This window comes from Legionella lytica, assembly GCF_044626755.1.
GTDB classification, from domain to species: domain Bacteria; phylum Pseudomonadota; class Gammaproteobacteria; order Legionellales; family Legionellaceae; genus Legionella; species Legionella lytica_A.
The window spans coordinates 1425381-1440999 of sequence record NZ_JBGORX010000001.1 but is presented as its reverse complement, the minus strand read 5'-3'; the positions used below and the strand labels follow the sequence as shown (position 1 = coordinate 1440999).

Sequence of the window (15619 nt, the reverse complement as noted above, 5' to 3'; positions counted from 1 at the left end):
AGTCATTACCTCCAGGCAATTTAAGAAATTTCTTACGCTGTAAGGAGTATTATTCATCAATATTATTTCCAGCTAATTCGTTATAATGATCGTGTTTGGCGCAGCTGCAATAGCGACAGGATGTCGCACTTGATAAGGACAATTAGCAGGGATTATTCCAGCTGTCGCACAAACACGATGAAGCTTGTCATGGATAGACAGCTCCATCAATTCCTTAAAGAGCGCGAAGCCGTTACATTACTTAAATTTATCATGGTTTCTAGAGCTGCAAAATTATTGGTCTCATGCCTTTGCAAAGCACAATTAGGGCGAAGGGAGTATTTATATTCCAAGTAATGTCTAGCAAAGTCAGCTTCATGTAGACGAGATTGAAAATATTCAATGGCATCTTTATCATTATTAGATACCGATGCGTCAAGCCAATCAAATCCGGCTTGATAATCAATGTTTAATTGGGGAAAGATTACTTGTATGTCTTCGTCCATCTCGTTTTTTAATGCCTCAAAATCACAAAAACAAACAAGAGCTATTTCGAGTTGAGCACTCGTATAACGTTGTTCACCTTTTTTGTTTGCCTTTATTCTTTTAGCAATGATCACAATTTCTTCCATGTATTCGTTGAAGGTTAATACACGCTTGGGTGGCTTATCACCTTGAAAGAATGCATGTTTGAGTCTCATTTTATACGCCTTAGGTTTTTAAAAGTTCTTATTGTATAATTGAGCAGCATTTAGGTCAATATTTAATTTTCCTCTTAAGGTTTACATAAGCTTTCCATAATATAATGCCAATTTTAAAAGCATATAATGTGGAATATAAGCACTATGGCTAAAGGTAAGCAGCTCAAGCGCGAGAAAGTTGAGATCATTCGCGATGAAAATGACCAGTATATAGTCCAAGCGGAAAAACATCGTGGTTTAGTCTGTAGTGGCGGAGGTGCTAAAGGTATTGCTTATATGGGAATGCTCAAAGCGCTGCAGGAACGCGGCTATCTGGAGCAATTAACCCATGTGAGCGGGGCTTCTGCTGGTGCCATGACGGCAAGTCTTATTGCGGTGGGCATGAATCCAGAAGATATGACTAAATTAGTGAATGAGTTGGATATCAAAAAACTTCTTGATGTTCAGGGCGTAGGTTTTAGGGCTAAAGGTGATAGCTTTCGAAACTTCCTTGAGGTGATTTATATGATGCAAATTAAGCAGCATCTACAAGATTTGCCTAAGCCAATTCCTGTCCACTTAGAAAAAAATTACCTGCAAGTGTCCTCTAAAGTAAGTTTATATGAACAAGCTTTAGGCGAAGAGGGTTTAGAGATTAATAATGTTGATGATGTAATTAAAATAGCGAAATCAATTGAACTCATTAACAACATGAATGTCGCTATGGCTACGGTGCCCCAAACAATTATAGGACATAACGGCGAAGAATTAGAAAATCCACGACTCACCTTAGGCGATCTAGGTCTGCTACGTGAGCTATTACCTACTACGGAACAATACCGGATTAAAAATTTATCGGTAGCCGTAACAAACCAAACAAAAAAAGAATTGGAGCGTTACAGCGAAAACAGTACTCCTCAACAATCGATTGCCCAAGTTGTTCAATGGTCAGGAGCACATCCGGTCCTTTTTATTCCAGGAAAGAATGCTAAGGGCGAGTTTGTTGCTGATGGTGGAATCTTGGATAATATGCCGGAAATTGAGGGCTTGAACCGAGAGGAAGTCTTATGCGTTAAAGCCGTGGCTGCAGGAGCTTATGAAGTTCGGGTTCAAAAAGCGGAACAACATCTTCCAGAAATAGTCTCCGCATTTAAACAAGCTTTAGATTCAGTTATTACTTATGCTGTTGGCGGGCAATGGCTAAAAGCTACCGCTGCATTATTAAATCGTGAAAAAGTATTTCATCATATTGATAATATGATTTATATCAATACGGGTGAGGTGACTACGACCACAACAGCACCAACTGAAGAACAACGCAGACAGGCTCTTGCTAATGGATATGAACAAACTTTAGCGCAGCTTGATAAACACCGAAAAACGTTTAGCCATCCTTTACTAGCACTGATTTACGTGGGGATCGACCGATTAGATCAAACAATGCTTGATACGCTGGAGGATAAAGATAATCCAAAGTTATTCCATTCTTCGGCTTATGCAAAAATTATTACCCGGCAGCAAGAAAAAATGGTGAGTGAAATTAATCTTGGCCAATTCGATCATATCATGAAGCACACCAATCTAATCGACGATTTGTTAAAGGATGATAATAATTTACTCGAAATTAATGAAGAGCAAAAAGTACAAGTGCTGGCTTTATGTTATAAACAAGTGAACCATCTTACAGAGGGTAAATTCCTTGAGCACCTGGCTAAAGTTGCAGCGAAAGAGCGTACTGTGGCCCAGCCTGGTTGGGGAGTTTACATATTAAGTTTCCTTTTGAAACCGATAGAGTGGGTTCTTTCCCTATTTAAATCGTCATCTCATACAGCGGATGAAAATAAAACTTCAGAGTCATCACATCCGGTAGCTCGTTATAAGCAGGCTTTACTGGAGCCGAACTTCGATATTGATGATGAAGAAGAGAGCATAAGAATGGTATGTAACTAATTATTATGGCTATTGATGTTGAAGAGGTATTTGCGGCATTTCCTAATGAAGCCTATTGGAAGTTATTGATTGATTATGAGTATTGGCTTAACAATGATGCCTCCATTTTTGATAAGCAAGATTCACCTGGGTATTTGAAACGAATCTCTAAGGCATTTTTATATTTATTAGAAACAATGGACGAAGGATTAACATGTAATTTTGTCCTTCGATTGCATGACATGGCTTATAATGAGCAAAGAAAATGCTATTTAGGTTTTAAGCCACATGTTGCTTCTAGTTTAAGTGACGAATCGGTCACGCATGATGGATTAATCGAGTTAATTAATAAAATAAATAACGGCATGCCTAAGGGACTAAGCTTAACTTACTCCAAAGAACTGGATAATTATTATGAACGTTATCCGATTGATCTGCAGCAAGTTAATGCGGAAGAGATCTTGGCTAATTTGATGACCGATGTTTGGCCGCATTTATTCATCGAGCGTAACTCCTTAATCTCTGAAGTAGAATGGGAAGTTGAGAATTTAATTACACAATACAACGAATCGATTCAGCAGGCTAATATGCCTAAAGAACGGTTAAAATGCATTGCTACTCTGATTCGTGACTTACATCAATATCATCCTTTTGGTGATGGTAACGGACGAACCTTTATTTTCCTATTGCTCAATAAGTTGTTAATCACGAATGGTTTTTCAGCAACGGCGGTAGAAAGTCCGCAACGATTTTCAGGATACAGTATCTCAGAGCTGATTATCGAGATTGAACGAGGGCAAGGTAATTTTAGAGAACTTTGCACTGAAACCTATGAAAAACAGATTTCTTTACAAGAATACATTCGCCAAAAAATTAATCCGCAACCCTATATGGGGAATTTAAGAATTTTTAAGGAATCCATGCTAGAAGAGTGTGAAGCGGCCCCAGCACGACACAGAGCATCATTCATTTAGAGGGGTACGAGGAAAAAGTGCCACATCCTTGTGGATTGCCTCGATCCATGAAGCGATATACTCCCTGCACGACATCCTTTGTCTTTCCTCGTGATTAGAGCATAGGACATATAGCTTAAAATGTCAGGACGGCGCAGGCTTAATTTGCTGTAAGATATTTCTCAATTACATGAACATCACTTTGATGTTATTCTAAAATATATTAAAAGTTACGTATTGTAGGATAGGAGATGTTCATGAATGCTAATGCGAATAAAAAAGGCTTTGTAATTACCATACGAGCTCGCTTATTCATTGGATTTATGGCACTGGGTTTACCTTTATTGTTCTTGATTATCTTTTTAATTCCTAAAGTACATACCATCATTGCTTTAAATGACAAAATTGGCAAAGAAAGTTTGCCGCAAATTCTAGACAGTCAAATTCTGCAAACCCAAGATACGCTTGAGGAATGGGTAATGACTGGCGAAGTGAAAGACAAGGAACATTTTCAGCATCTATGGGATGAAATCAATAGCGCGAGAAACCTATGGGATACAACCATACATTCCCTAGATAAACCGCGATTACGCAAACAATGGGATAGGTTACAAGAATTATATGTGGCTCTTTACAATGCTCAAACTACGATAATCAATTCACCCAGAGATGTTAACAACAAAGATAACGTAGAAAATAGTAAAGCGAGTACCCAGGCATTTATCAGAGAAATGATTGCTATTCTTGATGGGGTTTATTCATCGGAACAAGGGAAAAGGGTTGGTGGTATATTTAATATATTATCAAGTGGGGTTGAGAATAGTGCTAATTTAATTAGTGTCGATTTAATGGCCTTAGAGAATTTTGCTTATGCATTACTAATTTTTACGATTTTATTAACCCTTATTGTTCCTTACATGACCCAAAGAGCCATATCAGTTCCTGTAGAAAAAGCCATTAACATTGCCGAACAAATTGCTGCAGGAGAGCGTAATGTTGAAATCGAAATTCGTTCCAAAGATCAGTTAGGCAAATTGCTTTCATCACTTAAAGCCATGCAAGAAGCAATTAGAAAAAATGAAAAAAGCCTTCGTATAAAAGAAGAAGAGTCTCGGGAGTTATTTGAAAAACTGGTTAGTTCTTCAAAAAAATTTAGAGAGCATAGCAGTAAGGTGGCTGCAGGGGATTTAAGAGAGCGTCTGAAAATTGATGGACAAGATGTCTTACAAGATTTAGGTAATGATTTAAATTTAATGACGGATGGCTTAGCCACCATTACTAAGAAAATTACTAATGCCAGTAATGATATTGTGGCTATGGTTGAAACCGTTTTTGTCTCCGCAAATGAACAATCAGAAGGCATTATTTCCCAAGCATCGGCTATTAATGAAATTAGCGCGTCTTTGGAGGAAATTGATCAAAGCTCGAAGCAAACAATGGCTAAGGCGCAGAGTTTAAGAGAGGTCGCAAAAAATACGTATGAGCAAGGAAAATTAGGGACTGAATCGGTAGAGCAGAGCATTGCGGGAATAAAGGCTTCAGAGGAAAAAATGAAGCTTATTGCGCAAACGATTCTTGATTTAAGTACTCATACCCAGCAAATAGGGGATATTACTTCGGTAGTGAATACTTTAGCTCAGCAATCCAAAATGTTGGCTTTGAATGCTTCCATTGAAGCATCAAAAGCTGGTGAGGCTGGAAGGGGATTTGCTGCAGTAGCGACAGAGGTTCGCAATCTTGCTGAACAGTCAGAACAATCAACCGTGCAAGTACAAAAAATTCTTGAAGATATTCGTCGTACTACAGAAAAAGCAGTTACTGTGACTGTAGAAGGGGAAAAAACCTTGGACTCCGGGCTAAAACTCATCGAGAAAGCAGGTCAGGTTATTCAAGCTCTGAGTAAAATGATTAATGATGCTTCGATTTCAAGCCAGCATATTGAGGCATCCATTCGCCAAGAAGCGGTGGGTATTGAGCAAATCGTTGAAGGGATGAGTGAGATTAATCGGACCACCTCAACTTTTTCAAGCAGCATTAAAGAGCTGATGACGTTTATTAATAATTTGGATGCGATAGCTAAGCATTTGAAAGAAGATATAAATCTTTATAAAGTGTAGGGATAAGAGCGGTGAGAGAGCTGTATTTGCTATACTTAAATTAATAAATACTCAAGGATGAGAACGATGAAAGTCCAACCTGAAGATCAAATTGGGCCTAATAATACTGGGAAAATGATTTTGCGTGGATGTTTTATGAACGTTTCGCAAGAATGGATGGAGAATACTTCCGGCCAAGTGGGTGGCGTGCTGTCGCGATATCTTAATAACCGTCATGGAGAAGCCACTGGAATTACACTAAAGTATGGAGAACATGTACCCCATGGACGTGAAGAAGGGCCTCATCCATTAGATATAGGATTTATGGCAACCGCTATTTTCAGATTGAGTGCATTAGAAAAAAGAGGTGATGCACTGCAAAATGCAACTGTTGTCGATATTAAGGGACAAGTATCGAAGCAGGTGGAGATATTAGAAGAAGTGATTCATGATTATACGCAGAAATGTGCTAATGAAGGGATAAGGCCTATGTTTACAGGACTACCCGATGTTATTATTGGTAATGTGTTAGACCGTACGGCCGTGACCCACGCGCAAAGCACTGCTTGGGAAGATAGAGGTGGTCTTGATTTATTTGCAGGGCTTACGATCCATGAAGATGCTGCGAATCAGTATGTCCCGCCATCACCAAAATAACATTTTGTTACAGTCTCCATCAGACTTAACTAAATCTTTGCAATAAATTAGTGGCAGAGCACTACTAAGTGACCTAAGCTAGAAGCATAGACGGTACACATTGATCAGCCAATATTCACGACATCAGGGGCCAGATTGAGAGTGTGGTGTGCATGCTTAGTAGTTTTAAGAAGCCTAAAATACTCCAGAGGTGTCCACTTTTGTGACCCAAGACTGCTTTCAATCTTACTGTTATATATTCAAACTAAGGGCGTAGTTCTTACGCCCTTTTCATTGTGTTAACTTAATAAGCCAAAAAAATGCCAAAAAGGAATCGAAGCAATTACGATTCCTAGTTTTAAGAATGAAAACCAGGCATTTAATTTAAGCAAAGGATTCAGATGAAAATTATTATTAGGTTTTAACAATTCTTCAAAACACAGAAAATAACTGGATTGATAAGGGAAAATCCAGGCTTCCGTAGCAACCAAAATGACAAAAGCCACTACCCAGTTACTAATGGAACTGTGATTGGCAATTGGCATAATGAGGGTAAATAGAATGGCTGGCGCGATCATTGTACCCAGCAGCAAACCAGTTAACCAACTGATGACATACACAACAATGATGAAGTAGAGATAATTCATCGTTGCGAGATAGTTTAACCATTGAAAATGGCCAATAACCCAGTTTTCCAGGCCTGTAGTTTGTAAGGCATGCATGATGCCAATAATGGCACCAAAATAAAATAAAAAGTTCCAGTTAATTTTAGAGGCTAACTCTTTTGTATTTAATGCCCCACTGCAGAACAGCAAGATGAAAATGCTCAAGCATGTCCACGAAGTAGAGGTATTTTTCCACGTGGCAATAGCCGAACCGGCAACAAAAATTCCCAGGCATAGTAAGGCAATCCGCTCCTCAAATGATAATTTTCCTAAGGCATTAAACTCGTTTTTTAATTTAAGATGATCTATTTCTAATGGGGCTGTTGGTTGGAAAACTCGAGATTGCATCAAAAAGAATAAAGCAACCAATAAAATTCCAGGAAAGGAGGCTGCCCATAACCAGCCCAACCAATTTCCTTGCCATTGATTTTGTTCGGACAACAAACCAAACACAATAAAGTTACTTGATTTGCCGGTAAGGAAAATAGTGGATAATAAAATACAGCCATTAAAGGCGGCATTTGCCAGGGCATTTGCCGTATCACTGCGAGGATCAATGGTGCTGCTTTCTAAAATATCATCGAGTAAAGGAGCCATTAGGGCGACTCGTGAACTTTGTACACTCATTATCGGGGTGATAAGAGCGCCAAAGAGAAATAAGAATTTTTGCAGAAAGGACTGTCGGGAAGGTAGGTGAATTAATAAGATTAGTGATAAACGATAGAACAAACGGGATTTAGTAATGATGGCGCCCACGGCAAATACACTGGTGGCAAGAAAGAAACTGTTGGAACTGTACCCTGAAAGAGTAATATTTTCTGGAGCGATATGGAGAAAGAGGGTGGCTAAAATGAGGATTAATGCGGGAATATATTCAGGAACTAATCTTAAGATCCACATCAGCAATGCGGCAATTAAGGTAACGGCAAAGCTCGCCTTCGTAAAGTTTAGCGCCATACTTTGATGTATATACAAAGTCAGTATGACGCCACATAGTGCGAAGATGATTAAAGCCTTCCATGGTATTGTTATTACTCTTCCAAGCAATGCCTTCTTTAGCTCAAAAGTCATGTATTATTTTTAGTCATTAATTTATCAAGTAAGCTGTGAATTTCAAAAATACGCTCTTCTGGAGTCGTACTATCCAAGGTAAAACGTAAACGTTGTGGACCTTCCATTTGATAACGTTTGGCATGCACTTGAATCAGGCTGATTAAAACTCCTGGGTCAATCAAGGGCTTTTCATTAAAGTCTATTTTGCCCTGTTGGGCGCCGGCGCTAATTTTTAGAACACCCATTTGTTGTGCTTTTAATTTTAAATCGGTGATTAACAGTAAATGCTTTACCGGAGGGGGTAATAAACCAAAGCGGTCAATTAACTCAATTTGCAGCTCATGTAGTTGTTGCTTGTCTTTGGCATTAGAAATGCGCTTGTACATAATGAGTCGATTATGAATATCGCCAATATAATCCTCAGGGATAATTGCACTAATACGTAAGTCAATTTCGGGGCCTTGATACATTGGAGCCGACAGCTCGGGTATTTTTCCCGCTTTCAAGTCACTTACTGCTTTATCGAGCATTTCCATGAATAAGCTAAAGCCAATGGCATGCATATTACCGCTTTGTTCTGCACCTAATAGTTCGCCTGCCCCGCGAATTTCCAAATCATGGGTTGCTAGGGTAAAGCCGGCTCCTAAGTCTTCTAAGGACACAATAGCCTCTAAGCGCTTTACCGCATCCGAAGTTAACGATTTTTCATTTGGGGTTAATAAATAAGCATAAGCCTGGTGATGTGAACGTCCAACACGGCCACGTAATTGGTGCAATTGTGCCAGACCAAATTTATCAGCGCGGTCAATAAGGATGGTATTGGCTGTAGGAATGTCGATTCCCGTTTCGATAATGGTGGTACATACCAGTACATTAAAGCGATGATGGTAAAACTCTGACATCACGCGTTCTAATTCGCGCTCACGCATTTGACCGTGTGCGCTACGAACTTTGGCTTCAGGGACTAAGGTCTGGATGTCCTCGCTAACACGCTCAATAGTTTCCACATTGTTGTGCAAAAAGAAAACCTGTCCACCTCTTAATATTTCACGCAAAATTGCTTCACGGATGGTGGCATCTTTCTTTTCTTGCCAGAAGGTTTTAATGGCTAAACGTTTGGCAGGGGGAGTGGTCATCAGAGAGATATCACGAATTCCTGCCATAGCCATATTCAGTGTTCTGGGAATAGGGGTGGCAGTCATGGATAGAATATCAACATGAGTACGCAATGCTTTGATGTGTTCTTTTTGCTTCACTCCAAAGCGGTGCTCTTCATCAATAATCAATAGGCCTAGGTTTTTAAAGGCAATAGAGCTTTGAAATAGCTTATGCGTACCGATAACAATATCGACTTTCCCTGATTTTAAGGAGGCTTGCACCGCTTCTGTTTCTTTGGCTGAGCGAAAACGCGACAGCAGTTCAATATTTACGGCAAAATCGGCAAAACGATCTCTAAAAGATTCAAAATGTTGTCCGGCAAGCAGGGTCGTTGGCACCAGTACACAAACTTGTTTGTTATTTTGTACGGCAATAAACGCAGCACGCATCGCGACTTCAGTTTTACCAAAACCTACATCACCGCAAATCAAGCGGTCCATCGGTTTAGTCGAAGACATGTCATTCATGATCTGGTCTATAGCCTGTAGCTGATCTACTGTTTCGGTAAAGGGGAAGGCACTGGCAAAACGGGTATATTCGTTTTGATTGAGCTCATATTGATGCCCAGGTTGTGCTTCACGTTTTGCGTAGAGATCAAGCAGTTCGATGGCTACATCATGAATTTTTTCCGCAGCCTTTTTCCGCTCTTTTTGCCATTGGTCCGAACCTAATTTATGCAAGGGAGCATGTTCGCTGTCTACTCCAGTATAACGGCTAATTAAATGCAAGGAGGTAACCGGAACATAAATTTTATCTTCACCGGCATAAGTTAAAACTAAAAACTCACTGGCGGTACCATTCGTCTCGATGTGCTGTAAGCCTTGGTATCGTCCAACACCAAATTGTAAATGAACAACGGGAGCGCCTAAACGTAATTCCGCCATATCTCGGATAATTAAATCCGGATCCACAGTCTTTTGCGCACTACGTCGTTGGGGAGTACTTTGCTCACCAAACAACTGTGATTCTACAATTAAAACCGTATTACTCTGGATTAATTCACAACCACTGACTAAGGCACCGGTAGTGATATTAATTGGTGCGCTATCCTTGATAAAATCATGCCAATTGCTTTGTGTTTTAGGAAGGATGCCGCTGGGCTTAAGCAGATCTAATAATACTTCACGGCGTCCAGCACTTTCTACGACAATCAGATAGCGCCGAGAGGTATCGGCGCAGTATTCACGTAAACGAGTTAATGGCTCTTGGGTTTTTCTATCAATAGGTAATTCAGGCGCTGGAGTAATATCAAAATTAGTTACGGCACCTTTTTTACTACTTGGGGTATGGAATAAACGCAGTTGTTGGTATTTATTAGCTTGGGTTAATAGCTCCGCTGGATTAAGAAAACAGGCTGTTGGCTCAAGAATAGGGCGGCTAATGTCATAACGACGTTGCTCATAACGTCCGGTTAATTCCTGCCAAAATTGCTCGGCATTATCTTGAATGTTTTCAATTAAACAGACTTTAGCATCTTGTGGCAAATAATCAAAAAAGCTGACCGTTTTCTCAAAAAATAGCGGTAAGTAGTACTCGATGCCCGCCGGAAATTGCCCATGGCTGATGGCTTCATAGATAGGGCAATGGCTGGGGTTTCCTGGGAATAGTTCACGAAATGCGCGGCGAAATAGTGTTTGGCTCTGCTCATTGAGTGGAAACTCGCGTGCAGGCAAGACGTTTATATAAGGAATTTTTTCTATAGTACGTTGGGTTTCGGTATCAAATTCCCTTAAGCTGTCGATTTCATCATCAAAGAGTTCGATACGGAAAGGGCGGGTCGAGCCCATGGGATACACATCGATAATGGAGCCACGTAAGGCAAACTCACCATGCTCTAATACTTTGTTAACGCAATGATAACCTGATTGTTGCAGCTGGTTTCTGAAGGCTTCCAGATCCAGTTTTTGCCCTTTCTTCAGCATTAGGGCGTACTGATTTAAAAACTCCGGTGGGCAGAGCCGATGCATTAAGGTATTTGCAGAGGTAATAATAATGGCATTGCTGGCTTGCTGAATACGGCTTAAGGTGTAGAGTCGCTCTGAAATAATGTCTTGATGTGGAGAAAATTGGTCGTAGGGTAAGGTTTCCCAGTCCGGGAAAAATAAGAGTTCTTGTTCTGATTCTTTGGGATTTAAAAAGAACTCTAACTCAGACTGCAATTGATTTGCGCTGAGATTATCCTGGGTAATGAGTAATTTGATGCCCGGTGTTTTTTGGCAATATTCGGCTAAAGCAAGAGCTAAGCTGCTGCCATGGAGTTGTCCCCATATTTGTTTAGTCTGTGTGCTTTGGTAGAGTAGTGTATCCATATCTATGTAATCTTAAAAAAATATCAAAGTTCGTAGCCGTATTAGAGGACGTCGTAATACGGGGATTTATGCCACAACCACCCGTATCATGACACGGGCTACGGTATTGTTATTTAACAGTAACCTTGCTGCGTGCAAGCAGCAAGGTTATGCCTATGAGAGCTTAGGATATCCGCCATATGTTTCAGGTGATTTCTGATAGTCATAACCATCAAGTTGAGGATAAAGTGGCTGATAACCCGACTGGGGAGATGGTTGGTAAATCGGATGATGACTAGGTGGTGGTTGCTGCGTTTGCCCAACACTTTGCTCATGCGCAGGAGGTATCGCATTGAGAAGCGTTTGATATGAGTTTTGCGGCCTTACGGGTGGTTCTCTTCTGTGACGATGAGTTGAGTCGTAATCTTCTTGTGCGCTAGACGATGAAGAGAAGCAACAGGATTTAAGTAAGCTGAAGAATCCACCAACTATATCCATAGCAATCCCAAGTGTATGCAGACCAACAAAGGTTAAAGCCGCTACAGCACCTGCTTGATATAGAACATTGGAGCCAACATAGGCTGCAATCGATACCCCAAAAAGAGAGAAATTAGCAACGGTTGCTAAAGCGCCAGGCCAGAGAAGCACTCCAGCAGCAACCAAAAGACCAATGGTCATCGCTGTTTTTGCGAATTGGAAATAGTTATATAGTGTCATCACAGTGTTTTACTCCAATGTTGTAAAATCGGGGTGGATTGTAGCAAATAAATTAGGAAGTTAGAATATAAACTGTTCAATTTGTTGAGGCATTTATTCTAACTCACAAACCAATTCTTAAGCTTCCTGGCTTATTTCATCCGTTTCAATTAATTCTATTTCTTCTAAATCGATGTCTACCGATTCAATTTTTTGAAAACGAGAGCTAATCTTTTTTGCAGAAGTATTCACTTCGCTCACATCTTGGTGGGCCAGATTAATATGTTTGGATAATTTATCCATTCTCTTTTCAAAACGTTGGAAATCATCTGCTAAGGCGTGTAAATGCTTTTGAATGATATGAATCTGTTTACGAGTAGCATCGTCTTTAAGCACCGCTTTTGCGGTGGTTAATACAGCCATTAACGTACTGGGAGATACCATCCATACTTTTAAACGCTGTGATAAGGCAATTAAATCGGGATAGTTTGCATGAATTTCTGCGAAAATTGATTCGGCAGGAATAAACATCATAGCGCCATCACTGGTTTCAGTGGGGATGATGTATTTTTCCGCAATGTCTTTAATGTGCTTTTGGATATCTTGGCGAAACTGCTGTTGCAAGCTTTTGCGTTCAATAGAACTTATTTCACTATTAATAAGCCGTTGATAAGTTTCTAAGGGGAATTTTGCATCAATAACCACATTTCCTGAGGGATCTGGCAAAAATAAAATACAGTCGGCACGTTTTTGATTGCTCAGAGTGTACTGCATTTGATAGTGGGTTGGCGGAATCATATTGGCAATTAGGCTAGACAGTTGCACTTCACCAAAAGCACCGCGAGCTTTTTTATCAACTAATACATCTTGTAAACTGACGACATGATTAGAGAGTTCAGTAATTTTCTTTTGCGCCTCATCAATAATAGTCAGTCTTTTTACTACATCAATAAACGTTGAGGAAGTTTTTTCAAAACCCTCGGTCAATTTATGATTTACCTGTTGTGTCAGGCTATGTAGATGATTGCGAATTTCCTCGGTAAGTATTTGTAGATGAGAGGTGAGGGAACTGGCGTGTTGTTTGAAGCTATGACTAATTTGTTCACGTACGTCAGTCATTTGTTTGTGTACGGTATCATGAATTAATTGTTGGGTAAGCAACTGCCCCTGACCGATTTTTTCATTAAGATCAAGATGCACTTGGTGTAGTTGGTTAGTAAAGGTTTCAACTAGCTTTTCATTGAGTTGCGCACTTAATTTTTTGTGTTGGCTTTGTCGGATCAAGAACCAAATAAAGAAGAAAAACTGTAGGGCAATTGCCAACGCAATGCCCTCAAGAAGGGTGAGTGACGATAAAAATTGCATGCATTAATCCATGAGTTTGCTAAGTTTTATTGGTTCATCGTATTGATAAACGGTTTTTAACTGACCGTAATCAGTAAGATGTAGGTAACCAACGGATAGCGTATCCTCTGTTAAATGCTTGGAATTGTCAAAGCTAAATTTAATGGTTTGTTTGCCCGGTTCTAACCACTGCGCACTTTGAGATGTTTCGACGGGGAGCAGTTGTCCTTGACTGTTCTGTTGAAACAACACGGTTTGCAGTGCATAGCGGCTGCCAGTAGCTACATCCACGGTTGCCATAAAAGTTAAGGGATTAGAAGATGTTTTTTTCAGCGTGACCAAACTTGCTGAGGGAATGGAGTATGAAAATGCGCTGCGTGCAGTGCGTCGAACATGACCATCTTCTTGCTCACTGAATACTTCTGCTTCTACATACCAATTATCGCCATGTGTATTTAGTTCAGACACTAACTTCGCTTTAGCTTGAAACTCATTACGCTTTATTCGAGTCAGCTTTAAAGGAATAAATTCATCATTAGTACCTATTAATGACACATTAACCGCATCTACAGAATAGTCAGTATTATAATCTTTTAAGGAAATTGTCGCTGAAAACTCATCGCCATATTGGTATTGCAAAGAACTTGGCTCAACCTTTAAATAGAGTAATGAAAATTTATCAAACACATTAATCAGGTAGGAATTAGCATCATTGGCGGAAGTTGTTTGGCTTTTAAGAATAAAAGTACCAAAGCCTAATTCCGGCTTTAATTGCGTCATGGTTTGATGTTCTGCTGCAAGAAATGATTCCTCTAAATCTTCATCTTGAGAGTACAGAGCCGAAGCGTCTTTCAAACTGAGAGCGTGTTTCTGTGGTGTTTGTAGTACTAAAGTGGGCACCGATTTTTTTTGTAGTGGGGTAATGCGTACTACTGCACCGGGGGCACGCGTCGAGATAGGCACTCCCTGGCGGAGCTGCTCTTGAGTGATGATTTGATTATAGCTGTAACTTTTTTGTTCATTACTGACTTGATGCATCAATGGAGTCTGAGCTACCGTCCAACTAGCGCGTAAGGTTTCATGAGATAACTTAGTGCACTCATTGCATTGATAAGCTTTTGTAGGATGCTGCGGTAATGTATATGCATGCGCTTGGTTTAAGCACAATGCAGACATTAAAAAAAGATGGGTTGTTTTCATTGCACAGCTCCTGTTGTAGCTAAGGCACTTATAAGAATGTTATCCAGTCCAAAGCAGGCATGTCGGCTTTGGTTATGACTTAAAGTCCAATTATTTTCCAGACGATCTTTATCGTAGAACCAGACTTTTCCTGCTGCCTCCTGAGAGCTGCAATTTAAAAACCCATCGGAACATTTATCAAGATATAATTTGGTAATTTTTAATCCACTGTTAAGTAAGTAACCGTTGCAATAACTGGCAGCAGATAAAGGGGATGCAATCACATCCGTACCAATGATTGGGTTAAATGCTATCGGTAATGAAGGGCGGCCTGGGGTACCAAAGAGTAACTCTTGGTTGTAGATACGCATATCCCCGACGCGTTGTTGTTTGATGGCATCACCATGGAAGCCTAGAATCCAGGATAGACTGGAGCTTATAACATGACCGCTTAATACTAAATCAGCAAGTGGAGTGCCTGTGCTGGATGGCGCTAATGCCACTACTTTGCCAATGTGTTTTTTTAACGCCATGTATCGGCTGCTGTAGGTCGGGTTTGATAAAATCCAGCGCAAGACGTTTCCCCCATTGGAGTGGGTATAGACGGTGATTTTACTAATGTTTTTTTCGTGTATGAATTTTAATAATTGATCCACAGTGCATTCGCCTGCTGCTTCATCCCACATGTAATTGCTGTAATTACAATGAATGACGACGTAATTTTCAGGGTTTGCTAATCCTTGGGCAACCCCGTCAATAAAATCCACTTTCCAATACTCTCCATAAGCATCTTCTCGATGATCCCCTGTACCATGTACAAATGCTATGCCGGAATTCTCATCGGCTTGGATTAATGTGGAAAATACCGCTAATAAAAAAGCAATTAAAACACGTCTAAAGTCCATTTTTATCATGCCTCAATATTCGATTGAACCTGTATCTATAGCATAAATTTTAGTGATA

Annotated in this window: 11 protein-coding genes; 4 read left to right on the top strand and 7 right to left on the bottom strand. The window is 40.0% G+C overall.

Going from position 1 to position 15619, the window contains the following annotated elements; translation table 11 throughout:
- Positions 1 to 206: 206 nt before the first annotated feature.
- Positions 207 to 680 (bottom strand): hypothetical protein, encoded by a 474-nt coding sequence (locus ACD661_RS06005; protein WP_400186922.1) that lies wholly within the window; start codon positions 678 to 680, stop codon positions 207 to 209.
- Between the two features lie 144 nt (positions 681 to 824).
- Between ACD661_RS06005 and ACD661_RS06000 the strand changes: the two genes are divergently transcribed.
- The 4 genes from ACD661_RS06000 (at position 825) to ACD661_RS05985 (ending at position 6294) form a co-directional block, all read left to right on the top strand.
- Positions 825 to 2609, top strand: coding sequence for a patatin-like phospholipase family protein (locus ACD661_RS06000; RefSeq protein WP_400186921.1), 1785 nt, complete (start codon positions 825 to 827; stop codon positions 2607 to 2609).
- Between the two features lie 5 nt (positions 2610 to 2614).
- Complete coding sequence (locus ACD661_RS05995; protein WP_400186920.1) at positions 2615 to 3562, top strand: hypothetical protein; 948 nt, start codon at positions 2615 to 2617, stop codon at positions 3560 to 3562.
- A gap of 236 nt (positions 3563 to 3798) precedes the next feature.
- Positions 3799 to 5658 (top strand): methyl-accepting chemotaxis protein, encoded by a 1860-nt coding sequence (locus tag ACD661_RS05990; protein WP_400186919.1) that lies wholly within the window; start codon positions 3799 to 3801, stop codon positions 5656 to 5658.
- 66 nt (positions 5659 to 5724) lie between these two features.
- Positions 5725 to 6294 (top strand): hypothetical protein, encoded by a 570-nt coding sequence (locus ACD661_RS05985; RefSeq protein ID WP_400186918.1) that lies wholly within the window; start codon positions 5725 to 5727, stop codon positions 6292 to 6294.
- Between the two features lie 278 nt (positions 6295 to 6572).
- Here ACD661_RS05985 and ACD661_RS05980 read toward each other — a convergent pair whose 3' ends face one another.
- From ACD661_RS05980 to ACD661_RS05955, 6 genes are all read right to left on the bottom strand, one after another.
- Positions 6573 to 8009: an SLC13 family permease gene (locus ACD661_RS05980; protein ID WP_400186917.1), complete on the bottom strand. Its 1437-nt coding sequence runs from the start codon at positions 8007 to 8009 to the stop codon at positions 6573 to 6575.
- Positions 8006 to 11464: a transcription-repair coupling factor gene (gene mfd, locus ACD661_RS05975; protein WP_400187233.1), complete on the bottom strand. Its 3459-nt coding sequence runs from the start codon at positions 11462 to 11464 to the stop codon at positions 8006 to 8008. The genes ACD661_RS05980 and mfd overlap by 4 nt, the downstream gene beginning before the upstream one ends.
- A gap of 147 nt (positions 11465 to 11611) precedes the next feature.
- Positions 11612 to 12157 (bottom strand): hypothetical protein, encoded by a 546-nt coding sequence (locus tag ACD661_RS05970; RefSeq protein ID WP_400186916.1) that lies wholly within the window; start codon positions 12155 to 12157, stop codon positions 11612 to 11614.
- A gap of 114 nt (positions 12158 to 12271) precedes the next feature.
- Positions 12272 to 13498 carry a DNA recombination protein RmuC gene (locus ACD661_RS05965; RefSeq protein ID WP_400186915.1) on the bottom strand — a complete coding sequence of 409 codons (1227 nt, stop codon included), beginning with the start codon at positions 13496 to 13498 and terminating at the stop codon, positions 12272 to 12274.
- A 3-nt stretch (positions 13499 to 13501) separates the two neighbouring features.
- A complete protein-coding gene (locus tag ACD661_RS05960; RefSeq protein ID WP_400186914.1) occupies positions 13502 to 14677 on the bottom strand; it encodes a DUF4785 domain-containing protein in 1176 nt (391 codons plus the stop codon).
- Positions 14674 to 15561 (bottom strand): hypothetical protein, encoded by an 888-nt coding sequence (locus ACD661_RS05955; RefSeq protein WP_400186913.1) that lies wholly within the window; start codon positions 15559 to 15561, stop codon positions 14674 to 14676. Before ACD661_RS05955 ends, ACD661_RS05960 begins: the two co-directional genes overlap by 4 nt.
- Positions 15562 to 15619 lie beyond the last annotated feature (58 nt).